We start from the raw sequence: 25,101 nt of genomic DNA, 5'->3' as shown, positions 1-25,101 counted from the left end.
TGGCAGTGTGGCTCGATGCTGCAGGCCGGAACGACCGTGTGTCCGGTGTGTGGCGTGCAACAGCGTCAGGCAACGGGTGCGCCCCTCGACATGCACGGGGGATACCCGGGCTATGCGACGCCCGCGAGTGGCCCGCAAATCGGTCAGCTCGCACAGCAGCCGTTGCCGGTCGCGCAGAGCGCACCTGCCTACGCGGGTTATGGTTCCGCGCCCAGCAGTTCCGTCGCGCCCAGCGGTTCTTCCGCACCCGGCGCCAACTCCAAGCCCAGCGCGCCCCGCGGCGCTTCGCGCATCACCTCGATGTATGCGTTGGGTAACGCCTTTGTTGGCACGCCCGCGAGCGTCGGAACGCGCGTGCTGTCGTTGGTGATTGACCTTGCGGTGATTGCGGTGGCGGGTGTCGGCGCGTGGCTCCTGTCTTCGTCGTGGCTGCTTGGCGTCATCGTCGGCGTCGAGGTGGCGATCATTTTCATGGTGATGCAGGCGCATATGGGCGCGAGCCTGGGCAAGCTACTCACCCGCACGCGGGTTTCGCGTGTCGATGAGCCGCAGTCGCCGGGGCTGGTGCGTTCGGGCGTGCGCTCGGCCATCACCGGTGTCGGTGCGCTGTTCGCCGCCATCGGCGCCATTGCCGTTGAGCTGACGGCCGCCGGCGATTCGACGGGCAAGCGCCGCACGATTGCCGATCGCGCCGCACGCACCGTTGTGGTGTCGATCCCCTCTGAACAGGCGCGCATTGAGGCCGAAGAGGTTGCCCAGGAGGCCGCCCAGTCGGAGTACTTGGCCACGCTCTCCTCGGCAGACGTTGGCGTTGAGCTCACGGCGGAGGATTCTGGCTCGACGGGCCGCCGCCGGCCAGCGACGACGGAGCAGCCGGAACCATTGGCCGCCTACCTGCCGCAGCAGTCGAGTGCGCGCGCCGCGCAATCGTTGTCGCCCGCGACGAGCCTCACGCCCGCGCCGAGTGCCGCGCCCACGCCGAGCGTTGAACCTACGCCGGGCATTGCGCCGGCCACACCCGTCGTCCCGGTGGAGGCGTCGCAGGCACCCGTCGCGCCTGTGGCGGCGCCGCAGCCCGAGACCGTGGTTCCGCAGCCTGCTGTCGCTCCCGCGCAGCCCGGCACCGCTCCCGCGCAGCCCGGCACCGTGGTTCCGCAGCCGACTGCGCCTCCCGGTCCGCGGCGCACGCCAGCGGCGGAGGACGCTGCCGCGCCCGGCCCGCGCCGCACCCCTGCGACGCCGGAAATGCCCGCACCGCCCGAGCCGAATGGCGACCTGCGTCAGCGCACGCGCCGTGCGAGCTATGTCGAGGGTTCTGATGCACCACCAGCGCCCACCAGTGGCGGCACCGTGCTGACGTTCGATTCTGGTCAGCGCGAAGTTGTCGCGGCGTTTAGCTCTGCCGTGCTGGGCCGCGCCCCCAGCGCGTCTGCCGCACAGATGATTGTCGTCAACGACACCTCGACCACGATTTCGAAGAACCACGCGCGGTGGGAGCAAGACCGCACGGGCTTCTGGGTGACCGATTTGGGCTCGACCAACGGCACCGAACTGATTTACGCCGACGGCCGCACCCAGGTGCTGACGCCCGGCGTGCGCACGTCTGCCGACGGCGTCTTGCGCATTCGCTTGGGTGATCGCACCTTTACGATGAGCCCGCTATCCGGAGGTTCCGCATGAGTCGTCCCTCGCGCCTGGCCCCGCCCCGCGTGCCCTCAGGCAAGGTCACGCTGGAGGCGCCGCCGGAACTGCAAGAAAAAGAGGGCGCCAGCGGCCTGATGACGTCGCTGCTGCCGATGCTCGGTAGCCTCGGTGCCGTCGTGATGGTGGTCACGATGAACCCGAAACCAACCGGATTCTTGACGGCTGGCGTGTTCTTGATGTCGGCGCTCGGCTTTGTTGCCGTGAATGGATGGCGTCAGCGTTCGCAGCGCAACAGTGAGGTTTTGGCTGCTCGTCGCGAGTATCTTGCCTATCTCGGTGAGTTGCGTGAAACCGTCCGCACTGCGGCCGACCAGCAGCGCCGCAACGGCAACTGGGTGTCACCAGATCCGTCGACGCTGACCTTCTTGGTTGAAGAGGGCGCTCGAGTGTGGGAGCGCTCTGCCGGTGACGACGACTACCTGCTGACGCGCATCGGAACCAATGATCAGCCGCTGTGCTTGGCGCTGGAGGCGCCGCCTCTGCCGTCGCTCGCGCAGCTTGACCCGGTGGCCGCCTCTGCGGCTCACCGGTTGATGCTGACGCACGAGATGCAGAAAGATCTGCCGGCAACCATCTCCCTCACCGACTACGCGCGCGTTGAAATCGTCGGCAACGACGAGGAGGCGGTGCGTTCGCTCGCTCGCTCCATGGTGATGAGTGTGGCAACTTTTCACGCCCCGGAAGACGTGCTGATCGCGGTGGTGACCGACCCCGCATACGCCGACCAGTGGGAATGGGTGAAGTGGCTGCCCCACGCCGCGTCGCCGCGGGTGCGTGACAAGGTGGGCCCCGCGCGCATGATCGTGTCGTCATTCGACGAGCTGCGCGACCTGTTGCCGAGCGAGGTGTCAGAGGCGCCGCGCTTTTCTCCCGAGGTTCGCCAGGGCCGTCACGTAATTGTGCTGGTTGACGGCGTTGCCATTTCGCATTCTGAGCCGCTCATTGGTTCCGACCCTCTCGCCGGCTTCACCGTTATTGAGATGCCCGCGATGTGGGAGACGCTGGAAGACCCGCGTCGCATGCGCCTCGCGTTTGCTTCGACGGGCAAAGATCGCGGTGTTGAGCTGGTACGCGTGCGCACCCGCTCCGAATTCGTGAACCCCGACGCGATGTCGATCGCGGAGGCGGAGGCGACCGCTCGCCGACTGCTGCCGCTGTACTCGGCGGAACCCGTGGGTGCGGGCGATGATCAGCGCATCGTTGGGCAGGCGGAGCTGACCGACCTGCTGCACATGCCGGATGTGCGTGAGATTGACTTTGACAAGGCGTGGGCGCGGCGCCCCAAGCGCGACCGCCTGCGCGTGCCCATTGGCCAGACCACGGAGGGCGCGCCGATCTACCTTGACCTCAAGGAGGCGGCCGAGCAGGGCATGGGCCCGCACGGTGTGCTGATCGGTGCCACCGGTTCGGGTAAGTCTGAGGTGTTGCGCACGCTGCTGTTGTCGCTTGTGCTGACGCACTCGCCGGAACAACTGAACCTCGTGCTCGTGGACTTTAAGGGTGGCGCGACGTTCTCTGGCATGGCCGATATGCCGCATGTGTCGGCCGTGATCACTAACCTCGGTAGCGAGGTTGGTCTCGTCGATCGCTTCCAGGATGCGCTGACCGGTGAGGTGGTGCGGCGACAGGAGTTGCTGCGCGCTGCCGGCAACTTCGCCAACGTCAACGATTACGAAAAGGCGCGCCGCAATGGCCGCACGGATCTGGCGCCACTGCCCGCGCTGCTGATCATCGCCGATGAGTTCTCGGAGCTGCTCGCGGCGAAGCCCGAGTTCGTGGAGAGCTTTATCAACATCGGCCGCGTGGGTCGTTCGTTGCAGATTCACCTGTTGCTTGCCTCGCAGCGTTTGGAGGAGGGAAAGCTGCGCGGATTGGACACCTACCTGTCGTACCGCGTTGGTTTGCGTACCTTCTCGGCCGCCGAGTCGCGCACCGTGCTCGGTGTTCCCGACGCGTACACGTTGCCGCAGGAACCAGGTGTCGGCTATCTGAAGTCGGATACCGAAACGATGACGCAGTTCCGCGCCGCGTACGTTTCTGGCCCGCCGAAGACGATCATGAAGCACGGCAAGCAGGAAGAGGAGGTGGTGCGTGACTATTCGCGCGACATCGCCCTGTTCACCGCTGGTGCACAGCCGTTGGACATCGATGAAGACAGTGACGACGCCGCGGTAATCGTGCCGCAGGGGCCGGCTGAAGAGCGCGCCACCATTGACATCGCGGTGGAGCGCATGACCGGCCGCGGCCCGCTCGCCCACAAGGTGTGGTTGCCGCCGCTGAAGGTTCCGGCGACGCTTGATCACCTGATGAGCGACCTGGCTGTAGACCCCAAGCTTGGACTCATCTCCCCGACCTGGCGTTCGCGAGGCGGCCTGACGGTTCCGCTGGGCATCGTCGATATTCCGTTGGAACAGCGCCGCGAGCAGCTCACCGTTTCGCTCGCCGGCGCGGGCGGAAACATGCTCATTGTCGGCGGACCGCTGAGCGGAAAGTCGACGCTGCTACGCACCCTGGTGGCGTCGCTCTCGCTGACCGCAACGCCGCTTGAAGTGCAGTTCTACGTGCTCGACTTTGGTGGCGGTAGCTTCATCGGCATGCGGGATCTGCCGCACGTTTCTGGTGTTGCCATGCGCACCGAAGAAGAAGCCGTGCGACGCGTGGTCGCCGAGGTTGAGGGCGTGCTGAACGCGCGTGAAGTGTACTTCCGCGACAACGGCATTGACTCTATGGATACGTATCGTCGTCGCCGCGCCGAGGGGCGGGTGGACGATGGCTTTGGTGACGTGTTCTTGCTCGTTGACGGCTGGGGAACGCTGCGCCAGGAGTTTGAGATTCTGGAACAGCGTCTGCAGGCGATCGCCGCGCGCGGCCTCGGTTTCGGTGTGCACATTGTGGTCACCGCGAACCGCTGGATGGAGATTCGTGCGGCGTTGAAGGATTCGATCCAGACGCGCGTTGAGTTGCGTTTGGGTGACCCGACAGACAGCGAGATCGACCGCAAGATCGCGGTGAACGTGCCGGCGAACTCGCCCGGTCAGGCGCTCACCTCGGCCAAGCTTCACGCCCTTACGGCGCTGCCGCGAATTGATGGCGATCAGCAGCCGGAGACGTTGGCTGACGGCATCGAGAATCTTGTGGCGCGCATGTCTGAGGCCTGGCAGGGACCGCGTGGCCCGAAGCTGCGTCTGCTGCCGACGATGATTTCGCTCGACGAGGTGCGTGCTCTTGCCCCCGCAGACGACCCGCGCATCCTCCTCGGCGTGGAAGAGACGCAGCTGGCGCCGTTTGGCTTGGATTTGCGCAACGAATCGCACCTGTTCTTGTACGGTGACTCCGACTCGGGCAAGTCGTCGTTCTTGCGTGCGATTGCTCACGAGATCATGCGCCTGTATCCGTCGGATAAGGCGAAGATCTTCATGGTCGACTACCGCCGCGCAAACCTTGGCGAGGTTCCGCCCGAGTATCTCGGCGCGTACCTGACCTCGCACGATATGGCGACCAGTGGCCTGCAAGAGCTGACCGCGTTCTTCCAGACGCGTATGCCTGGCCCCAACGTCACGCCGGAGGAGTTGCGAAACCGTTCGTGGTGGACGGGAGCAGAGGGCTTCATTCTCATCGACGACTACGACCTTGTAGCGACCAGTCAGGGCAACCCAGCCGCTGTGTTGCAGGGGCTACTTGCGCAGGCGAGCGACCTCGGCTTGCACGTCGTCGTTGCGCGTCGCTCTGGTGGTGCTAGTCGTGCCGCGTTCGACCCGATTTTGCAGCGCTTCGCCGACCTGGGCGTCACGGGCATTCTGCTGAGCGGTTCGCCGGAAGAGGGTGGGCTGATTGGCCGTGTGAAGCCGGTTCCGAGTGAGCCGGGTCGCGCGCAGGTGGTCAGCCGCGATGCCGGGCATTTCGCCGCCCAGCTGGCCTACGTGCCTGGTCAGAACGGCTAGGAGAAACTCGGCGCGCGGTTGGGGTGCCTGGGCAGTACCATTGGCAAAAAACCAAAGGATGCCCGTGAAACGCACTGTCCTGAAAGCGCTCGTCACTCACCGTCCGGATGCTTGCTTCGTCGACAAGTGATTCGGCCGCGAGCCGCCACGCTTCAATCGCGCTTGCGTCGAATTCATCGGCTGCAGCAGCATTCATCTGCGTATCGGCGTCTTCGTCCGCGTCGGCGCCGCGTGCCCGCAATGGCTGGCCATCCTCGTCGATTGGCTGGCCATCAAGATCGCGTCGAAGTTGAGGTGGCTCTCCGAGGCCGCTCATGATGGCGTTGAACTGGGTTGTGCTGAGCTTCATTGCTCGCGCGGCCCGTGTCAGCGGTTCATGCCACGGTCGGGATGTCGTCGAAGCGCCGGACCGCCGGTCTTCGCTGTTGGGAGCGTCATCAACGGACGGCTCGTCGCCCTCAGCGATAGCCTGCGCCTGGGCTACACGGTCGGCGTCACAAGTTTCGCTATCGGGCACCCCGGCCACGCCAGGGGCATCGATTACGGCCTCGGCCACGCGCACGAGTCGCGCCGCTTCGGCCTTGCTCACTCCCAGGTCGTCTTGGAGCAGCGTGACTGCCGAGCGATGCCCCTCTTTCGCGGCGAACCCGCGGTGGCCAAACTCGCGGCGCGAACGCCGCGCAACCAGTCCGGTCATGGTCTGCATCATTGCGGCCCATCGACGCTGAACCGCCACCATCTCGTCTTTCAGCGCCCGCAACCGGGTATCGCTCAGCGCACCGAGCTCGGCTTCAAACGCTTTCGATGAGGCAATCTCCTCGGCTTCACTCACGACGACGCTCGCTTCGCGCCCACTCAGTGTGGGGAGAAGATCTCGAAGTTCGTCGGTCAATGCCATGTTTAATTATCTCACGGTGGGTAGACATTAGTACAAATGTTCTATGATTTTCTAATGTTGACGCCCGTCGGTCATCCCGCAAACGACCGAGCTCGACGCGCCCCGCAACACCCAGAGGTCCCGCGCCAGGCACCCCGGCAAAGGATCAGCACAACGAACCCCCGCAACCCCCTACCCGCACCCGCAACCCCTACCCGCGGGCGCAAACTCGCAACCCCTACCCGCGGGCGCGGGCCCCGCGATTGCGGAACGCCACAACAGAGCCCACGAGCGCCAGCGAACCGAACGCGCAGACGCCGATCAGCACAACCCGGTCAAGGTCTACAGCGTGCTGGTTGCCTGGAGGCTCGACGGCGATCGGCGGTGCCGGTTCTGCCTCGCCTGAGGTGTCAAAGAAGGGTGACGCTGGGCCGCGCGTATCGGGGCCCGGAACCATCGTCAGCGCCTGAAAAGGTTGCACGACTCCCCAGCCAGAGACGTCGGATCGCTGGTCGGGGTTGCCGCGCAGCGCGGTCGCTGTCAACCGGTACGCCCACTGTTCCGGCGTCTCCTTGGGAAACTCCGCCGCGACAAGCGCTGCCGCCGCGCTGATGTATCCGGTGGCATAGCTGGTTGCCGGCGCATCGGCCGCGTACACGCAGTCACCCGTGTTCAACCCGAGCGTGAGAATGCTCTGCCCCGGCGCCGCAATATCAACGTGAGCGCCATGCACGCTGGCGTCGGTGACGGTGTTTCCAGGCACGGACGACGCCGTAACCCCCAGCGCCCCGGGAGACGCAGCCGGATACCGCAACTGCGTGGTTCCGCCGCTCGTCACATCGAGCGCGCCCTGCACATTGCCTGCGCTCGCCACGACGAGGCTACCCTTGGACGTCGCATACGCCACAGCCTGATCGATTTCGTCTGACGCCGACTCGTTCGAGATCGACACGTTGATAATCTGCGCGCCCGCATCGGCCGCCGCTCGGATTCCCGCAACAAGGCGGTCGGTGGTGAGCCCGTGGCCGGCCTCGGCAGTTTGCTCGTCCGTTGCGGCATACACCCGCACGGGCAAGATCTTCACATTCGGCGCGAGACCCGTGAGCGTTGACGCATCGCTCGGTCGCGCCGCAATCTGCCCCGCAATCGCGGTGCCGTGGCCGTACAGATCGGTCCACCCGTTCGGGTCTGTGCCGTCGTTTACCAGGTTGATGCCGGGCAAAAGTGCGCGCTGCAGTCGGGGGTCGGAACCATTGACACCAGAGTCGACGATGGCGACGGTTACGCCGGAACCACGACTCACGTCCCACGCGGAGGCTACCTGCATCGCGTTGAAGGTGGGCATGCCGGAGTCCAACAAGATGTACGACGGATTGCCCTCATGACATGAGCCCGCCTCGGCCATATCGCGAATGTTCGCGCCCACGCCAGTCGCCCCAGAAACGCCAGTCGCCCCAGAAGCCCCCACCACCCCAGAAACCCCAGAAACCCCAGAAACCCCCACCGCCGCAGACGCAGGCAGCGACAGCAGGCACAGCACGCCGACGACCGCGCCAGCAAGCCCTGCGCGAACTTTACTGCTCAGCGACATCAGTGCCCCTACTTCGTCGAGCCATCGCTGCGCGCTCCGGCCGCCGCCTGGGTGAGGTCGGGGCCGCCGTTGAACAGCTGAAGCCAGGGCGCAAGAGCGGTACCTGCGTCGCTCGAGCTGTATCCGAGCTTGGCAAGAATGCTTTCGTCGGCACCGGGAATGGCGTAGCTCGTCGCGGTCGAGTCGATGAGCAACGTGACCGCGCCCTCGTCTTGACCGAAGCCTGCCACGTTCACCAGAGCGCCCATTGACGGCTCAACGATGGTTTGAGGCGCGAGCTCGTCAGTATCTGCCACCGATGCCAGCACCGATTGCGCGGTTCCGTCATTGTCTGTCGTCAATGCGCACGGCGCCTCTTGCGCGGGCATCATCGTGAATGTTGCGCGCGGCCAGTCGGCCGAGGTTACCGGAGTTGAGGTATTTGGCATCGACGCGATTGCGGGGCCGTCGACCTCAAAGGTGCGCTCTGCCGAGTACGACGAACCGTGCTGGTACAGCGCAAATGCCAGCGGCGAGAGTTCGGCGAGCGACCCGTCGCGCAGCACAAGGTATCGCACCGATGCATCGGTCGTGGTTGTGAAGATCACATCGCCGACGCGCAACTCCGAGTCGGCGAGCTTCTCACCCGCACCACCCACCGTCAGCGGCGCGAGCGCATCGCCCTCCTCGAAGAGGTTCAGCCAGTTGGTTGTCACCACGTGTTGCGGGGCGGAACCAAGACCAACGTCGCGAAGAATGGCGTCGGCACTCGAGGCAGGCACCTCCATGCGCAGTCCGCCTGAGATCACCCAGATGCGGTCTTCAAACGTGACGACGGTGGCTTCGTCGAGTGCGGTTTGGCTGGCGATCGGCTGGGAGAGGATGCGGGTGTCGATTTGACCCGTTTCGTTGGCAACGCACGCAGTCCAGCCCGTGTTGACGAGCTTGCCCGGTGCGGGGATCGTATCGGGTGCGCCGGGAATGCCGATCGTGTCGCGCACCGGAATGCCCGTCAGCAATCCACCGCTCACCACGATCGGTTTGGCCGATGCATCAGGCTCCAGCAGGAGTCGAGCGCTCGCGATGTTCAGAATCGGCCACAGCTCATCGTCGACGGTCACGTAGCGTGAGCCAGTCGACTGATCGATGATCAGCTTGCCGTTGCCCCAGTCGGAGGGCAGACCCTTTTGCATCAGGCTGATAAACAGGCCGATCAGCAGCACGACGATCGACAGCGAGATACCCGCAACCACACCTCGCAACGGCTTTGCTGGTTCCAGTTCGCGCCCGCCAGGCGCTCCGCTGACGAACGCGGTCAGCAGGCGACGCCGGGAGAATCCTTGGGCGTCAAGCAGGTCGCTTTTGCTTGCCACGCGCTTACACCAGCCCCGAGGCGATCATGCCGAGCGGAAGAATGCCGGCCAGCGCGAGCACCTCTGCGGTGTCGGCGAGTCGGGCGAGGCGAAGGCGCGCGCGCGGCGAAAGCACGGTGATCACGATGGTGGCGCCGGCAACGCTTGCCAGAACGATCAGCATCACCGGAACCAGGTTGGGCTGCGAAAGCGCCGCCACCACACTCGTGACCGCGATGCCGAGAGCGCCGAGAATCAGCAGCACCAGCACGTGTGAGCGCGCGAAGCTCATGCGTGCGGGGAACATCAGGCCGACGAATGCGAAGGCGCATAGCAACACTGACCAGCCGTTGCCGGTGGCAACCAGCGGCGTCGCAATCAGCATCGCGAGGCCAAGCGCGCAGCGCAACGCCGTGAGTGACTGGTGACCGGTCGCGGTCTTCTTGTAGACCGTTTCGGTGTTGATGGGCACCGGGTCGGCGAAAACTTCGGCGTCGGTGTGCGGCGAAATCACCCGAATCTGCGTGGAGCCGAGCGCGAGCCAGGGGAGGGCGTTGGCGAGCACCGCCGTCACCGCCAGCATCACCGTGTATGAGGCGAACGCCGATGACGGCCACATGGCGGCCGCGACTCCGGCGAGCCCGATGGCGCCGCCCGTGATGAGCGGAACATATTGCACGCTGGGTCGGCTCGGGTTTAGTGCCAGCGCGGCCGCGCCGCCAAGCACCGCGCCGCCTCCGGCTGCGGCCATCGGCCAGCCCCAGAAGCTGGCGGAATCCGGAACCGCGAGGTACGCCGTGAGCGCGCCAAACGCCGCGGCGGCCAAGCCTAGTGAGCTACCCGCTTCGCCTTCTCCCATGCGTGAAACGAAGGCGCTCACGGCGAGAAGCAGCACAAACCCGCTGCCGCCGATGATGATGGGCAGCAGCTCGCCGCGCCCGCCGGTGAGCAGCAGTACGGCGCACACGGCAACGAAACTCAGGCTGATGGCGAGCGCCGTGCGGGCGTTGTCTTTCGCGCTCCACGGATGCTGCGCACCGGTGACATCGAGCACCGCTTCGACAATGTCGTCATAGACGCGCGGGGTTGCGACGAGTCCGCCGCGGCTGAGAGTGAGAACGTCTCCGCTCTCTACATCTTGATCCCCAGCGCTCATTGCGGGCTTCAACGGGGTTCCGTCTACGCGCTGCAGCACATACCCGGTGGTGGTGATGCGGGCATCAAGCAGGCCGAGGTTTCGCGCGAAAGTGGGCATGACCTCGATCAGCGGAACCTGACGCGGAATGGCAACATCAAGTCGCCGACCTTCGCCCACGATCGAAATGCGCAACAGGTCGGTCGGTGCGGTTTGCGCCTTAGCCACGCGGAGTCCCCTCTTCCCACGGCAATTCGCGCCATGCTGCGTGCGCGCGAACGTACCCTGCACCACAATACCTATCGTCTGCGCGGATGGCACCTCGCTTTCCCTCAGCTTTCGCGCGCCTCGGTTCGGCCTTGTCTGGGTTTGGTCCAGCTGAGCCTGGCCTGGCTAGGCCTGGGTCTGCTTCGCCGTGCTGCGCCTGGCCTGGGTCTGCTTCGCCGTGCCCCGCCCGGCCTGCCCGGCGTGCCCGGCCGTGCTTCGCCGTGCCCCGCTCGACGCGCCTGGCGTGCCCGGCGCCACGTGGGGGCAGGAGATTCACGCCGGGGAAGGAGATTTTGGCCGTGGTTTCCTTGTGCGGCGTTGATCTCCTGCTCTCGCGTCGGTTCCTGCGGCGCGCGACACCGGAACCACGGACATCGGAACCATGAAACGGCACACGGAACCACGAAACGGCACACGGAACCAGGAAGCGGCACACTGCACCAGGCACACGGAACCACGTCTCAGGCCACGGAACCACGCCTCGCGTAGCTGAATGGGAGCCGTGAAAGACGCTAGATGAGTGAACTCTAAGCAATAGGACTTGTCGGTTGTGCGTCGAGCAACGTATCGTTTTGCCTGTCAGACGACAAACAGCAATCGCACGCTGTTTGCCCGGGGATATTGAGGGGATGATCAAATGGTTGATCGCATTTCTGCTGAGGCGGGAGCGCTTGTTGCTGGTGCACAGGCCGCCGTCGAAGCCAAGCAAGACATTACGCAGCGCGTGAACGCAGTTCAGGCCGCAGCAAGCGCTACACGTAGCGCTTGGACCGGACCGGCCGCTCAGCGTTACTACTCGCTGATCGACAACTGGGAGATGGAAGCGAAGAAGATCGCAAACATTCTCGACCAGCTCGAAGACTCGCTGCGCAAGACGGCGGGCGATCAGGCTGCATCGGACGAGTCCTTCCAGGGCACGATCGGCAACCTGAACTCGATGATGGGCGGCGCGTCCTAACGGGCGTCCGGAGAATTAAGGAGAGATTCTGATGGATTCATTTTCCGTAAACCCCGCTGCTCTTGAGACGCTCGCGTCGGAGATCCGCACCAACGACCGTCGCATCGACGCAGCTCTTGCCGAGCTGAAGAGCAAGGTCGACAAGCTCAGCGCTGCTTGGGATGGTGACGCAAAGGCTGCGTACGCCAACGCTCAGGCACAGTGGACCAAGTCGATCACGGCGATGAACGTGCTTCTCGCTCGCATCTCGACCGAGACCACGAACATCCAGCAGGGCTACATGCAGCAAGACAAGGCTTCGGCTGGCCGCTTCGGCGCCTGACTCGTTGAGTCACCTTTTATCGGTGGGGCGGGCGCTGTTGCGTCCGCCCCACCGTGCGTCAGAAAAGATTGAGGGGATCTAACATGGCACACCACATTTCGTTTAACTCTGAGTCGGTCAAGCTCGCTATGACCAACCTTCTCTTGGAGATGGAAAGCGGCGGCGAGGGATCGCTGACCAACATGCAGTCGAACGTGCGGCGCTTTGTCGTTAACGGGCAGGAACAACAGAACGGCGGCATCGGGTCGCTCACGCAGCTCACCTCGAATCTCCGAACGTCGCTTGCCGCTCGTTCCGGTGACGCACGTGTGCTGTACAACGAGCTCGTGGAGGCACTCGACACGCTAGAACTGGTGATCTCCGACCTCAATGCTCGTGAAGACGACCAGTCGCAGCGTTCCGCGGTCATGCTCGAGAACGTTCAAGAGCTCATGCAGAGCACGGTGACGCCGCCGCCAAACAGCACCACTCCCACGTCGCCTGCAGGCAGCGGAACCAGTGGGCCGTCCTCAGATCAGCTGAAGGATGCTGGCTTCGGCAACGGCAGCGGAGACGCGTCAGCTTAATGACCGCTCAGCCCCAGCGGCGCTCTCACCACACCTGGTTAAGTGCGCTCACTCTGACCGTGGCGTTTGCCGCGGCGCTTGTCGTGCCGTCGATCACGGTTCCGGCGGAGCCCGCGCATGCTGCGATCGATCCGACCGGCTGGTGGTATCCGGCAATGGGCATCGCTGACGCGCACGCGCAAGGCTGGACCGGTGAAGGCGTAAACATCGCCGTCATCGAGGGACAAATCAACCCTGACGCCCCCGCGCTCGCCGGTGCGAAGCTCACCGTCAACGAAGAGTTCGTGTGCGGTGATAGCGTCGGCGTCACTGCGGAGACGACCGATTCCGCGCGTCATGGCGTTGGGGTGGTTCAGTTACTGGTGCGCCCGTTCGGCATTGATGGTGACACAGGTGGAATCGCGCCGGGGGCGAATATTCAGGTCTACGTCACGGGTAATGAGGAAGATGAGTGCACGTTCGATAGCGTGGGTGCTGATCAGCGCTCTGCGGTTGGCCGTGCTATCGTCGCGGCGGTTGACGCAGGTAATGACATCATCTCTATTTCGCGAGGCTTGACGAGTCCTGCTGAGGACTACGAAGCGCTCGCGTATGCACTCGCAAACGATGTCATCGTCGTTTCGTCCTCACCGAACGATGAGAACCAAGTCGATCTGACGTTCCCGGTCGGCGCAAACGGTGTGGTTTCTGTCGCCGCGGTCTCTGAGACGCTTGATCTTATGGTGCGTGACGACAATAGTGGCCCCGTGGTCACGCCGGAGATCACTGTTGTCGCGCCCGGGATCAACATCGGCAAGGTTGGTGATGTCGGTGATTGGTCGGGTCTGTCAACGGGCAATGGCTCCTCGTCTAGCGCGCCGTTGGTTGCCGGCGTGTTGGCGTTGGCGAAGCAGAAGTTTCCGACGGCGACCGGTAATCAGCTGATTCAGGCGCTGATTCATACGACGGCGAGTGCGCAGAATGGTCTGGGTCGCGACACCACGAACGGGTATGGGTACGGTTTCGTTTCGCTTGCTGGGATCTTGTCGTCTGATCCGTTGTCGTATCCGGATGAGAATCCGTTGATGGATAAGTCGGGTGGCTTGCCGTCGGCTGAGGATGTTGCGGCGGTGAACGAGCCGACGCCGACTCCGGAACCAGAGGAGACGGCGTCGCCGAAGCCGACGAAGACGGCGGCGGAAGTAGAAGAATCGTCGGCGCCTGAAGCTGCCGAAAACGGTGGGCCGGGCGTGTTGCCGTGGTTGCTCGGCGGCGGCATCATGCTCGCCGGTATTGCAGTAGTTGTGGTTTCTGTCATAAAGTTCCGGCGTCAGCCCGGACAGTCTGAAGGGGGACTGTAATGTCACAGGCAGGTTATTGGGAGCAGAAGCTCAAGGAATTATCAACGTGGCAAGCGGACGTGCGTCTCACGCACAACGCGCGAATCACGATCGCGCTGGAGCAGTTGTCAAAGGCGCTAACGAATGCCATGCCAGACGATCTCCAGGGTGATGTGCGGGTGGCCGCAGACACCGCGATGGACAACGTCAAGCTCAAGGCGAGCCAACTCGCCACGAAGCTGACCGTGGTTGACACCACGGTTGACTTGGCCAACACCACTCGCCGCACCATGGCGCAGAACGGGATGAACACCCTCGACAGCTACCCGGCCAAGATGGAGTGGTGGCAAGAAGCAGCAGTGCGCGGCGCCGTGGCGGGCGCGACGATAACTTTCGGACCGCTGTCATGGATCGCGAGCGACTACACGGCAGACTCGATCAACAACTACCTCGCAAACGCCCGTGAGGCCGAGGCTCAGAAGCAGGTCAAGTCGATCAGTGATGCGATGGACGCGGTCACCTTCGACAGCAGCCGCGAGAAAAGGCAGGATGACGACGATTCCCGCACTCCCAACACGCCAGGCGCCCCGCCCAACCAATCGTCGTATGACTCGATTCCTGGCGCGGGTTACAACCCGATGAACAACTCGTTCAACGGGCAGCTTGCGCAGCAGCCACAGATCGGCATTGGCGGCCCGATCGATAACAACAACACGTTGCCCCCGGTTGGCCCGCCACACCCGCCGATTGCTCTGCCTCCGACCGATCCGCCCACGGTGATTAGTTGCGGTCCGTGGCCGAAAGACCCGTGGGATCCAACAAATCCCCCCGTCCCCCCGTTTACGACATTCGACCCCACCAACCCGCCGATCGGCTGGACGCCGGACGACCCGACGGGCAGCGGCTCAACAACGTGGCCTCGCCCGACTGGTCCGGTCGGTAGCTTCGGCCCCGGCACTGGCTTCGGTGGTGCTGGCGGTATCGGTGGCGGCGGTGGCGCGGCCCTCGTGGGCGGCGCCGGCGGTGGCGTAGCGCTCGGTGGCGCAAAGCTCATGGCCGGAACCCGCACGGGCGCTGGCCTCGCAGGCAACCTCGGCGGCTCCACCGGAATGATGGGCGGTACCGGCACGGCCGGCGGCGCTGCCGGTCGCGGCGGTGCGGCCGCCGCATCGGCCGGACGCTCGGGCGGCATGATGGGTTCATCTGGCGCTGCTGGCGGCGCCAGCAATGGTTCCGGAACCAAGGGCGGTGCCGGGCGCTCAGGCTCCGGCATGATGGGTGGCTCGGGCCAGGGCGGCAGCTCCGACAACAAGAAGCGCCGCAACGGCATGGGTGGCATTGTCGCACCATCACTTGATGGCGACGATGAGGTCGGTGCACGTTCGCGGGCGGCAGAAGCCGGCGGTCGGGCACGCATCGAAGATCTCGGCGAGTAATTGCGCTCCGCCCCACCAATACCAGCGTTGTCGACGCCGGTACTCGCCATCCTCATGGTGGCGTGTATCGGTGTCGGCATGGCGTTGATGGTAGGCGTGTGGGCTGGGCACCTGCCGGCGGTCATCGGTAGTGCGCTTGCGGGTTGCTTCGCTATTGCAGGGTTCTTGCTTGCTCGCTCGCTCAGCGCGCAGGCGGCGCGAGGATGGGGCGATCATTGGCCCGGTTTCCAGCGCCGATGGGCCCGATTTGATCCAGAAATCTCCGTCCCAGGAGAAGCAGATCGGGTCGATGGCATTATCTGCCAGCTGAGCGGTTCAAGATGAGTAATTTCTCAGAAGAGTCTTCTGGCCGCGGCAGGCTTTGAACCGTATCGTTTTGTTTAGCGTTGAGGCCGGGGAAGATTGCTTTGATGTTTTGGCGAAGTCGGCTTTCACCCCGGGGAGTATCTCGACGCGCTTTTCACGGTTAGTTTCTGAGGGGGAAACAAATGCGGGAAAGAACTTTCTCCGTGCCGCTGAGGCAGGCGCAGGCATGCCATCTATCGTCGCGTTCAAAGAGAAAGGTGACGGGCTGACGTCATGCGCGGAACCATCATCCTTAATGCAGACGTCTTGCGTAGCCAGGGCAAGTCGCTGGCAGCACACGCCAGCGACCTTTCGTCGGCCGCCTCGCAAGCGCAGGTCAACATGCCGGCTTCGGCGTTTGGCTATCTGAACGCCTACCTTCCCGGCCCCTGCAACGCGCTGGCGTCGCGATCGGCCGATTTGCTCAATGCTGCTAGCGACCTGCTCGATGCCATGGGCAAGGGTGTTGACGGCGTGTTGAAGTCTTTCGAAAACATCGAGGCCGAGGCGGTCGCGATTCTCGACGGGTACGAGCCGTGAGCTCGGCGGGCGCGATCGCAGCCAGCCTGCGAAGTGAAACCTGGGCGAGCGGTGCGCCGCGCTCCGGCGGAGACCCATGTGCCAGCATTCCGGGTTTCTTCGGTATGGCATTGCAATACATCCAGCCGCTCAACGATTGGTTTGATGACCTGTTAGGCGACCCCGCGGCAGTTGCGGGTTTTGCGGCCGGGTGGCGTTCCGTTGAGGCGAATGCGCGCGCGGTCGGCAACAAGCTTGAGGGTGATAAAGCCAAGCTCGCCGAGCTCGATGGCAAGTCGATCCGCAAGCTGCGTGAGCGCTATGACGACCTCGAACCGATCGTCACCGACACCGCAGAGTGGAGCGGCGCAGCTGCCGCGGCCCTGCAGCTCGCATCGACCATCGTCACGGCGGTGCGTCAGTTCATCTGCGACTTCTTGATTCAGCTTGACCGCTTCTGGGACGAGCTGTTCTCCTGGAGCTGGAACCCGCTCGACAAGCTTGACGACCTCGAAAAGTTTGCCGATGCCGCGTTCGATCTGGTGCAGTCAGGTAGGCGCCTCATCGAGACCATGTTCAACGCGCTGGAACAATTGGGCACGCTGTTGCAGAAGCTCGCGCCGCTGGTGATGGAGGCGGCGGAGAAGATTCGGCTCATCCTCGCCGGCATCATCTCGCACGTTCCGCTGCTTGGTGGTTCCATCAGCGACATGTTGCAGCGGGACCCCGATGTCGAAGAGCTTGACCCCGCCAGCCTCAGCAGGGAGGGGGCCGACGCCTATCAAGACATGATGGACCGTGGCGAGATCAGCTCCCTCACCGATCTGCTTGAGCAGAACGGTCTGATCGACCAAATCAGCGGTGGCGAGTCCACCGCCATCAGCGTGCAGACAATTCGCCGGCCCGATGGTTCCGTCTACTACCTTGTCAATCTGCCCTCGACCCTCGACTGGGCGGGCCTGGGCCTTCACCCCGGTTTCGACGGCGGCCCCATCAACGACTGGGACGGCAACGTCGCCCAGGTGCTGCTCGACAACCCGATCCTGCGCACGCAGTACGAGCGCGCGGTGATGGAGGCGATGCGTGACGCAGGTGTGCCTGCGGGCGCCGACGTGGTGTGGTCCGGCTTCAGCCAGGGCGGAATCATGGCTGGCAACATGGGCAGCGACTCCAGTCACGGCTACAACACAGTGGGCATCGTGACCAACGGTTCACCGATCGATCACTTCGACATTCCCAACCACATTCCGGTGCTCCAGGTGCAGCACGCCCTTGACCCGGTTCCGGCTCTCGACGGGCAGTACGTGCCCGACTACGGTCCGAACGTTGACTGGGTCTATGGCAATGTCGTCACGGCTGACGGTGTTGGCTTCGCGCCGCACAACGCCGGAACATACACCGACACGTTGCAGGACTACATTGATAACGGCGGTCAGTTTCACAACGACTGGTCTTTCCTTAATGGTTCCATCGAAGAGACCTACGTTGGTCACACCGGCGAGGGCAATCACACCCAGCCCACGAGGAAGTAGCGTCATGTGCGGGTTGATTCGTGAAGATTGTGTAGACGCCAATGATGGATGACATTACGGAACAAGTTGCCGCGGCCCGCGAGCGGGTATACGGGCAGGTGGAGGCGGCACGAGCACGCCACAACGCGTTGCGCACGGCGATTAGCGAGGTGCGCGGGCTCACAGCAACCGTGAAGTCGCCGCGTGGCGAGGTCTCGGTTACAGCGGCCATGAGCGGCGCGGTTACCGAAGTGCGCGTGTTGCACGAAGACCTTGACGCGCGCACACTGAGTGCGATTCTCACGCAGACGGTTGCGGCAGCACAACAGGCGGTGCGCGATCAAGCTGCCGACCGGATGACCGAGGTGGCGGGGGCAGACTCCAACATCATCGCCGATCTGCGCACGCCGCTGGCACGAAACGGGGAGAGCTGATGTTTGCCGATCTACACATTGAGACTGGCCCAATGATCGACCTTGCTGTCGAGCTTGAGGCGAGTGCGAAGCGCGTGAGTGATGTGGCAGACAAGCTGCAAGATCGGCGCACCGATTTTTTACAAAGCACCGCTGGCGCCGCATCTGACGCGGGTGTCGCGCAGATGCAGGTCATGATCGATCAACTCTATATTCGCTCGGGCAAGCTCACCCGCAATGCGAAGGTCATGCGCAAGCTCGTCGCGCTGTACGAACAGACCGACCTCGCCGGTGCCCGATCGTTCGGCGCGTGAAGCGAATGAAGCGACGTCTGGCGCTCGCGGCAGCCGCCGGTGCTGCGGTTCTTGCGCTGTCGGCGTGCGCAGCTGGTTCCGGAACCACCCAAGCGGCCGCCGCGGCACAGCAGCTGGTCGTTGATTCGGGGGAGTTCGTCGAGGTCGATATTGCGCCGTCGACTAAGAAGAACTCGCGCGAGATTTTCGCTTGGGTGAAGGTTGACACGGCCGAACTCACAGCCGCTCAGCTCTCGACCGTCGTAAAGGCGCTCGGTACGGCGACCCGCGAAACGACGAATTGCACCCTCGTGATCGTCGGAGTGGTCAATGACGCGTGGGGTACCGACGCGTTTCTTCGGCCAGCGGCCGCCGAGCTCGGCCTATCGCAATACCTGACTGAGGGTGACTACCAGCTCAACCTGGGCTGCGACGTCGCTAGCCAGTTTGCGACCACGCACCCCTAGTTGATTTTCGGCCGAGGCCGCGACGACCACCGGTCAACCACGGGTTTTGGAACCACGAATGCGGTTTTTGGGGGAGTGCGTGGGTGCGACACGCAGAAGCGCCCTAACCGGTATCGTCCCCGTTTGACCAGGCGGTTAAAACACGCGTATCATTGATTGGGTGTGCGCTCGCGCGTGCCGTGCGCTGTGTCTCGATACAGGCAGGGCAAATGCGAAACCACACATCTCTGGGAACGGCTTGCAAACAGGCCACCCCCACGGCATATCCACCATGAAGACCGTGCAGACATTCTGCCCGGTTGGCGGATTAGCGTGAACCCCCTCGACACGAAACGTAAAACTTTCTCACTGCGGGGATGAGAACACGACGCTGTCACCGTGCAGCAAACAAGGAGAAGAAGTGCCAACTATTCAGCAGTTGGTTCGCAAGGGACGTACGCCGAAGGTCACCAAGACCAAGGCTCCCGCCCTGAAGGCGAACCCGCAGCAGCGCGGCGTGTGCACCCGTGTGTACACCACCACCCCGAAGAAGCCGAACTCGGCGATGCGCAAGGTCGCTCGTGTGAAGCTCTCCAACGGTACGGAAGTTACCGCGTACATCCCCGGTGAGGGCCACAACCTCCAGGAGCACTCGATGGTGCTCGTTCGTGGTGGTCGTGTTAAGGACCTCCCCGGTGTCCGTTACAAGATCGTCCGCGGTGCACTCGACACCCAGGCAGTCAAGAACCGTAAGCAGGCTCGTAGCCGCTACGGCGCGAAGAAGGGCTAAGGAATATGCCTCGTAAAGGTCCCGCGCCCAAGCGCCCCGTAGTAAACGACCCGGTATACGGTGCTCCGATTGTCACGTCGCTCGTGAACAAGATCCTCGTCGACGGCAAGAAGTCGCTCGCTGAGGCTATTGTCTACGGCGCCCTCTCGGGTGTCGAAGAGAAGAGCGGCCAGGACGCCGTTGCAACCCTCAAGAAGGCGCTCGACAACGTGCGCCCCACGCTTGAGGTTCGTAGCCGCCGCGTTGGTGGCTCGACGTACCAGGTTCCGGTTGAGGTCAAGCCGCACCGTGCAAACACCCTTGCACTGCGCTGGTTGGTTTCGTACGCGAAGGGTCGTCGTGAAAAGACGATGACCGAGCGCCTGCGCAACGAGATCCTCGACGCTGCGAACGGTCTGGGCGCCGCTGTGAAGCGTCGCGAAGACACGCACAAGATGGCTGAGTCGAACCGCGCGTTCGCTCACTACCGCTGGTAACCAGCACCTTCGCTTCACCCCCGGCTTCGCGCCGGGGGTGGGGCGAACCACATACGAACCTGACGTAAGGAAGAACCCGTGGCACAAGAGGTGCTCACTGACCTCAAGAAGGTCCGCAACATCGGCATCATGGCGCACATTGATGCTGGCAAGACGACGACGACCGAGCGCATCCTGTTCTACACGGGCGTCAACCACAAGATCGGTGAAACCCACGATGGTGGCGCGACCACCGACTGGATGGAGCAGGAGCAGGAGCGTGGCATCACGATCACCTCTGCTGCTGTGACGTGCTTCTGGAACGGCACGCAGATCAACATCATCGACACCCCCGGCCACGTTGACTTCACGGTTGAGGTGGAGCGTTCGCTCCGCGTTCTCGACGGTGCTGTTGCCGTGTTCGACGGCAAGGAGGGTGTCGAGCCCCAGTCTGAGACCGTTTGGCGTCAGGCTGACAAGTACGACGTTCCGCGTATCTGCTTCGTCAACAAGATGGACAAGCTGGGTGCTGACTTCTACTTCACCGTAGACACCATCATCAACCGCCTGAAGGCTACGCCGCTGGTTATCCAGCTGCCGATCGGCTCGGAGAGCGACTTCGTTGGTGTTGTCGACCTGGTCGAAATGCGCGCGCTCGTTTGGGCCGGTGACTCCAAGGGTGACGTCACCATGGGCGCCAAGTACGACGTTCAGGAAATCCCGGCAGAGCTCGCAGAGAAGGCAGCGGAGTACCGCGCCAAGCTCCTCGAGACCGTTGCCGAGTCTGACGACGAGCTGCTCGAGAAGTACTTCGGTGGCGAAGAGCTCACGACCGCTGAGATCAAGGCTGCGATCCGCAAGCTGACGATCTCCTCGACCGTCTACCCGGTGCTCTGTGGTTCTGCATTCAAGAACCGCGGTGTTCAGCCGATGCTGGACGCTGTTGTTGACTACCTCCCCTCGCCCCTCGACGTGCCTGCTGTTGAAGCACACGACCCGAAGGACGAAGAGATCGTTATCGAGCGCAAGCCCTCGAAGGACGAGCCGTTCGCGGCTCTGGCCTTCAAGATTGCTGTGCACCCGTTCTTCGGTCGTCTTACCTACGTGCGCGTCTACTCGGGTCAGCTTGACTCGGGTGCCCAGGTCATTAACTCGACCAAGGGCAAGAAGGAGCGCATCGGCAAGATCTTCCAGATGCACGCCAACAAGGAAATGCCCGTCGAGTCGATGACGGCTGGTCACATCTACGCTGTGATCGGTCTGAAGGACACCACGACCGGTGACACCCTGAGCGACATCGCTAACCAGGTTGTTCTCGAGTCGATGACCTTCCCCGAGCCCGTCATCGAGGTTGCTATCGAGCCCAAGACGAAGGCTGACCAGGAGAAGCTGGGTACCGCTATCCAGAAGCTCGCTGAAGAAGACCCGACGTTCCGCGTCGAGCAGATTCAGGAGACCGGTCAGACGCTCATCAAGGGTATGGGTGAGCTTCACCTTGACATCCTTGTTGACCGCATGAAGCGCGAGTTCAAGGTCGAGGCAAACGTTGGTAAGCCGCAGGTTGCTTACCGCGAGACGATCAAGAAGGCCGTCGAGAAGCACGACTACACCCACAAGAAGCAGACGGGTGGATCGGGTCAGTTCGCAAAGATCCAGTTCACCATCGAGCCGCTTGAGGTTGAGGGCGACAAGACGTACGAATTCGTCAACGCCGTCACCGGTGGTCGTATCCCGCGTGAGTACATCTCGCCGACCGACCAGGGCTTCCAGGACGCAATGAACGTGGGTGTCCTCGCGGGCTACCCCATGGTCGGCGTCAAGGCAACCCTCGTTGACGGTGCGTCGCACGATGTTGACTCGTCTGAAATGGCGTTCAAGATCGCTGGTTCCATGGGCTTCAAGGAAGCAGCACGTCGCGCAAACCCGGTGATCCTCGAGCCGATCATGGCTGTTGAGGTTCGTACTCCTGAGGAGTACATGGGTGACGTCATCGGTGACATCAACTCCCGTCGTGGCCAGATCGCCTCGATGGAAGACGCACAGGGTGTCAAGGTCATCCGTGCGCAGGTTCCGCTGTCCGAAATGTTCGGCTACATCGGTGACCTTCGCTCGAAGACCTCGGGTCGCGCTGTGTACTCCATGGAGTTCGCAAGCTACGCAGAAGTTCCGCGTGCTGTCGCCGACGAAATCGTTCAGAAGGCAAAGGGCGAGTAATTGCTCTTCGGGGGCGCGCCGACACCGTCGCGCCCCCGGTGCCCCTGGCATTTATAACTTCACAGAATCAGTAGGAGCTTTCCTACTACACTGAAACCATCCCCTGTAGACAACCGGTCGCAATCCAGTGCCCGGAAGATCTACACGAATGTCCTTAGGAGGACCTAGTGGCTAAGGCCAAATTCGAGCGGACCAAGCCGCACGTAAACATCGGAACCATCGGTCACGTTGACCACGGTAAGACCACGCTTTCGGCTGCAATCTCGAAGGTTCTGGCTGACAAGTACCCGTCGGCAACGAACGTTCAGCGCGACTTCGCGTCGATTGACTCGGCTCCGGAAGAGCGTCAGCGCGGTATCACGATCAACATCTCGCACATCGAGTACGAGACCCCGAAGCGTCACTACGCACACGTTGACGCTCCTGGTCACGCCGACTACGTGAAGAACATGATCACCGGTGCTGCTCAGATGGACGGCGCAATCCTCGTGGTTGCTGCTACCGACGGCCCGATGGCTCAGACGCGTGAGCACGTTCTGCTCGCCAAGCAGGTCGGCGTGCCGTACCTGATGGTTGCACTGAACAAGTCGGACATGGTTGAGGACGAGGAAATCCTCGAGCTCGTTGAGCTTGAGGTTCGCGAGCTCCTCTCGAGCCAGGGCTTCGACGGCGACAACGCTCCCGTTATCCGCGTTTCGGCACTCAAGGCACTCGAGGGTGACGAGAAGTGGGCTGAGGCAATCGTCGAGCTCATGCAGGCTGCTGACGACAACATCCCCGACCCCGAGCGTGACCGCGACAAGCCGTTCCTCATGCCGATCGAGGACGTCTTCACGATCACCGGTCGTGGAACCGTTGTCACGGGCCGTGCAGAGCGCGGTACCCTCGCGATCAACTCCGAAGTTGAGATCGTTGGTATCCGTCCGACCCAGAAGACGACCGTCACGGGTATCGAGATGTTCCACAAGCAGCTCGACGAGGCTTGGGCCGGCGAGAACTGTGGTCTGCTCCTCCGTGGTCTCAAGCGCGACGACGTCGAGCGTGGCCAGGTTGTTGTGAAGCCGGGCTCGGTTCTGCCGCACACCAACTTCGAGGGCACCGCCTACATCCTTTCGAAGGAAGAGGGTGGCCGCCACAACCCGTTCTACACGAACTACCGCCCGCAGTTCTACTTCCGTACCACGGACGTGACCGGCGTCATCTCGCTGCCCGAAGGCACCGAAATGGTTATGCCCGGTGACACCACCGACATGACGGTCGAGCTGATCCAGCCGATCGCTATGGAAGAGGGCCTCGGCTTCGCTATCCGTGAGGGTGGCCGCACCGTTGGTGCTGGTACCGTCACCAAGATCAACGCGTAATTTCGCTTAACTGATCTGCGAGGGCCCCTGGGAAACCAGGGGCCCTCGTGCGTTCCCACCGCCCGTTGAGCGAGCGCAGCGAGTCGAAACGCACACCACCCGCGCACACAACTCCAGCGAACTCCCACCGCACCCCGCATACGATTGAATCTGGCTCATCGAGAGGATCCCCATGTCTGACGCCATGACACAGATCCTGCGAGAGCCGCGCAACACGTCGCCCAACGCGCCTCGACCGCCCAAGAGCCACCTGCGCGCCTGGATTGCATGGCTGGGCCTCCTAGCCTACGGCGTCGTCGTTGCCGCTGTCACGATGAGCCCGACGCCCCTCGACAGCGGGTACCGTGGCGCCATCGACAAGGTATTGGCCGTGTTACATCGCAACGGCCTTCCCGAGAGTTTCGGCTACGCCGAGGTCGAGTTCGCCGCGAACATTCTGATGTTCGTCCCCCTCGGTTTCTTCATCGGGCTCGTACTGCCCCGTGTGGCCCTGTGGGCCGCCATCTTCATCGTGCCAGCGCTGTCGGGCGCAGTCGAGTTCATCCAAGGCCAGCTGCTCGCTGAGCGCTTCTCTACGTTCAACGACGTGATCGCCAACACGCTTGGTGGTTGGCTCGGCCTCCTCGCCGCGGTCGTCATCCGTGCCATCGTCCACGCGCGTGACAAGAAAGTCGTCGCTGGCGCTTTGCGGTCGGCAGGGCGTTGGCTTTAGACGTAGCGACGTTCGGGGTCCCGCAAGTGCGCGGGATCGCGTCCCTTCAGACTGTGAAAGCACCGGATACATGTTAGAAGCTGAGCGAAACTCCGCTACCGATTCCGGAGCCCCGCCGCGGTCGCGCCTCCGGGTCGCTCTTGCCAGCAGCCTAACTGCCGGTTGTAGCGCTCTGATCCTTGCGGTCGCGATGTGGCCGAAACCGGTCACCGAAGGACCCAGCAAAACGATCATCGAAAAGGTGCTGGCCGCGAGTCACGACGCCGGTGTTCCTAGCGGCTTTGGCTTTCAATCGCTCCAGTTTCTCGCCAACATCGGAATGTTCATCCCCTTCGGTTTCTTCCTCGCGCTTGCACTCACGCGCGGTCGGGTCTGGGGCGCCGCCAGTGCAACGCTGGCGTTCTCTGGTGCGATTGAGCTCACGCAAGAGTTATTCTTGCCGGACCGCGCCAGCGACCCATGGGATGTGGTTGCTAATACGTGTGGAGGGCTTATCGGGCTCGGACTAGCAGTGGTGCTCTGCCATATGGTCAAAGTTCGAGATCGTTGGGTGGTCGCGCGTGCTTTGTATTTCGACGCGCGCGGTGCGTAGTAG

Annotated in this window: 22 protein-coding genes; 18 read left to right on the top strand and 4 right to left on the bottom strand. The window is 63.1% G+C overall.

Going from position 1 to position 25,101, the window contains the following annotated elements:
- Positions 1–15: 15 nt before the first annotated feature.
- Positions 16–1,680 (top strand): RDD family protein, encoded by a 1,665-nt coding sequence (locus FVP60_RS05065; RefSeq protein WP_187240565.1) that lies wholly within the window; start codon positions 16–18, stop codon positions 1,678–1,680.
- Positions 1,677–5,645 (top strand): type VII secretion protein EccCa, encoded by a 3,969-nt coding sequence (gene eccCa, locus FVP60_RS05060; protein ID WP_147825136.1) that lies wholly within the window; start codon positions 1,677–1,679, stop codon positions 5,643–5,645. Before FVP60_RS05065 ends, eccCa begins: the two co-directional genes overlap by 4 nt.
- On the opposite strand, the gene FVP60_RS05055 is transcribed toward eccCa, so the two are convergent.
- From FVP60_RS05055 to eccD, 4 genes are all read right to left on the bottom strand, one after another.
- Positions 5,584–6,543, bottom strand: coding sequence for a hypothetical protein (locus FVP60_RS05055; protein ID WP_147825135.1), 960 nt, complete (start codon positions 6,541–6,543; stop codon positions 5,584–5,586). The two genes, eccCa and FVP60_RS05055, sit on opposite strands and share 62 nt — an antisense overlap.
- Before the next feature lie 217 nt (positions 6,544–6,760).
- Complete coding sequence (locus FVP60_RS05050; RefSeq protein WP_187240564.1) at positions 6,761–8,113, bottom strand: S8 family serine peptidase; 1,353 nt, start codon at positions 8,111–8,113, stop codon at positions 6,761–6,763.
- A gap of 8 nt (positions 8,114–8,121) precedes the next feature.
- Positions 8,122–9,465, bottom strand: coding sequence for a type VII secretion protein EccB (gene eccB, locus FVP60_RS05040; protein ID WP_147825132.1), 1,344 nt, complete (start codon positions 9,463–9,465; stop codon positions 8,122–8,124).
- A 4-nt stretch (positions 9,466–9,469) separates the two neighbouring features.
- Entirely contained in the window at positions 9,470–10,807 is a 1,338-nt protein-coding gene (gene eccD, locus FVP60_RS05035; RefSeq protein ID WP_147825131.1) for a type VII secretion integral membrane protein EccD, read from the bottom strand.
- A 676-nt stretch (positions 10,808–11,483) separates the two neighbouring features.
- Between eccD and FVP60_RS05030 the strand changes: the two genes are divergently transcribed.
- From FVP60_RS05030 to FVP60_RS04955, 16 genes are all read left to right on the top strand, one after another.
- Complete coding sequence (locus FVP60_RS05030; RefSeq protein ID WP_147825130.1) at positions 11,484–11,804, top strand: WXG100 family type VII secretion target; 321 nt, start codon at positions 11,484–11,486, stop codon at positions 11,802–11,804.
- A gap of 31 nt (positions 11,805–11,835) precedes the next feature.
- Positions 11,836–12,126, top strand: a complete 291-nt coding sequence (locus tag FVP60_RS05025) for a WXG100 family type VII secretion target (protein WP_147825129.1) — start codon at positions 11,836–11,838, stop codon at positions 12,124–12,126.
- Positions 12,127–12,209: 83 nt separating this feature from the next.
- Entirely contained in the window at positions 12,210–12,692 is a 483-nt protein-coding gene (locus FVP60_RS05020) for a hypothetical protein (RefSeq protein ID WP_147825128.1), read from the top strand.
- On the top strand, positions 12,692–14,032 hold the full coding sequence (locus FVP60_RS05015; protein WP_147825127.1) for a S8 family peptidase: 1,341 nt from the start codon (positions 12,692–12,694) through the stop codon (positions 14,030–14,032). The genes FVP60_RS05020 and FVP60_RS05015 overlap by 1 nt, the downstream gene beginning before the upstream one ends.
- A complete protein-coding gene (locus tag FVP60_RS05010) occupies positions 14,032–15,447 on the top strand; it encodes a hypothetical protein (RefSeq protein WP_147825126.1) in 1,416 nt (471 codons plus the stop codon). Before FVP60_RS05015 ends, FVP60_RS05010 begins: the two co-directional genes overlap by 1 nt.
- A 579-nt stretch (positions 15,448–16,026) precedes the next feature.
- Positions 16,027–16,332, top strand: coding sequence for a hypothetical protein (locus FVP60_RS05005; protein ID WP_147825125.1), 306 nt, complete (start codon positions 16,027–16,029; stop codon positions 16,330–16,332).
- Positions 16,329–17,843, top strand: a complete 1,515-nt coding sequence (locus FVP60_RS05000; RefSeq protein WP_147825124.1) for a hypothetical protein — start codon at positions 16,329–16,331, stop codon at positions 17,841–17,843. Before FVP60_RS05005 ends, FVP60_RS05000 begins: the two co-directional genes overlap by 4 nt.
- Before the next feature lie 44 nt (positions 17,844–17,887).
- A complete protein-coding gene (locus tag FVP60_RS04995; RefSeq protein ID WP_187240563.1) occupies positions 17,888–18,256 on the top strand; it encodes a YbaB/EbfC family nucleoid-associated protein in 369 nt (122 codons plus the stop codon).
- A gap of 32 nt (positions 18,257–18,288) precedes the next feature.
- Positions 18,289–18,549, top strand: coding sequence for a hypothetical protein (locus FVP60_RS04990; protein WP_147825122.1), 261 nt, complete (start codon positions 18,289–18,291; stop codon positions 18,547–18,549).
- Entirely contained in the window at positions 18,546–18,995 is a 450-nt protein-coding gene (locus tag FVP60_RS04985) for a hypothetical protein (protein ID WP_147825121.1), read from the top strand. The genes FVP60_RS04990 and FVP60_RS04985 overlap by 4 nt, the downstream gene beginning before the upstream one ends.
- A 400-nt stretch (positions 18,996–19,395) precedes the next feature.
- The gene (gene rpsL, locus FVP60_RS04980; protein WP_040162881.1) at positions 19,396–19,764 is read left to right on the top strand and encodes a 30S ribosomal protein S12; all 369 of its coding nucleotides are present in this window, start codon (positions 19,396–19,398) and stop codon (positions 19,762–19,764) included.
- A gap of 5 nt (positions 19,765–19,769) precedes the next feature.
- Positions 19,770–20,240 carry a 30S ribosomal protein S7 gene (rpsG, locus tag FVP60_RS04975; protein ID WP_147825120.1) on the top strand — a complete coding sequence of 157 codons (471 nt, stop codon included), beginning with the start codon at positions 19,770–19,772 and terminating at the stop codon, positions 20,238–20,240.
- 78 nt (positions 20,241–20,318) lie between these two features.
- The gene (gene fusA, locus FVP60_RS04970) at positions 20,319–22,433 is read left to right on the top strand and encodes an elongation factor G (RefSeq protein ID WP_147825119.1); all 2,115 of its coding nucleotides are present in this window, start codon (positions 20,319–20,321) and stop codon (positions 22,431–22,433) included.
- 167 nt (positions 22,434–22,600) lie between these two features.
- Complete coding sequence (gene tuf, locus FVP60_RS04965) at positions 22,601–23,794, top strand: elongation factor Tu (protein ID WP_147825118.1); 1,194 nt, start codon at positions 22,601–22,603, stop codon at positions 23,792–23,794.
- A gap of 172 nt (positions 23,795–23,966) precedes the next feature.
- Positions 23,967–24,506, top strand: coding sequence for a VanZ family protein (locus FVP60_RS04960; RefSeq protein ID WP_147825117.1), 540 nt, complete (start codon positions 23,967–23,969; stop codon positions 24,504–24,506).
- 190 nt (positions 24,507–24,696) lie between these two features.
- The gene (locus FVP60_RS04955) at positions 24,697–25,098 is read left to right on the top strand and encodes a VanZ family protein (RefSeq protein WP_187240562.1); all 402 of its coding nucleotides are present in this window, start codon (positions 24,697–24,699) and stop codon (positions 25,096–25,098) included.
- Positions 25,099–25,101 lie beyond the last annotated feature (3 nt).

Source organism: Microbacterium mitrae, assembly GCF_008017445.1.
Classification (GTDB): Bacteria; Actinomycetota; Actinomycetes; order Actinomycetales; family Microbacteriaceae; genus Microbacterium; species Microbacterium mitrae.
Note: the sequence above shows the minus strand (reverse complement) of the source record. Positions and strands in the feature narration are given on the sequence as shown.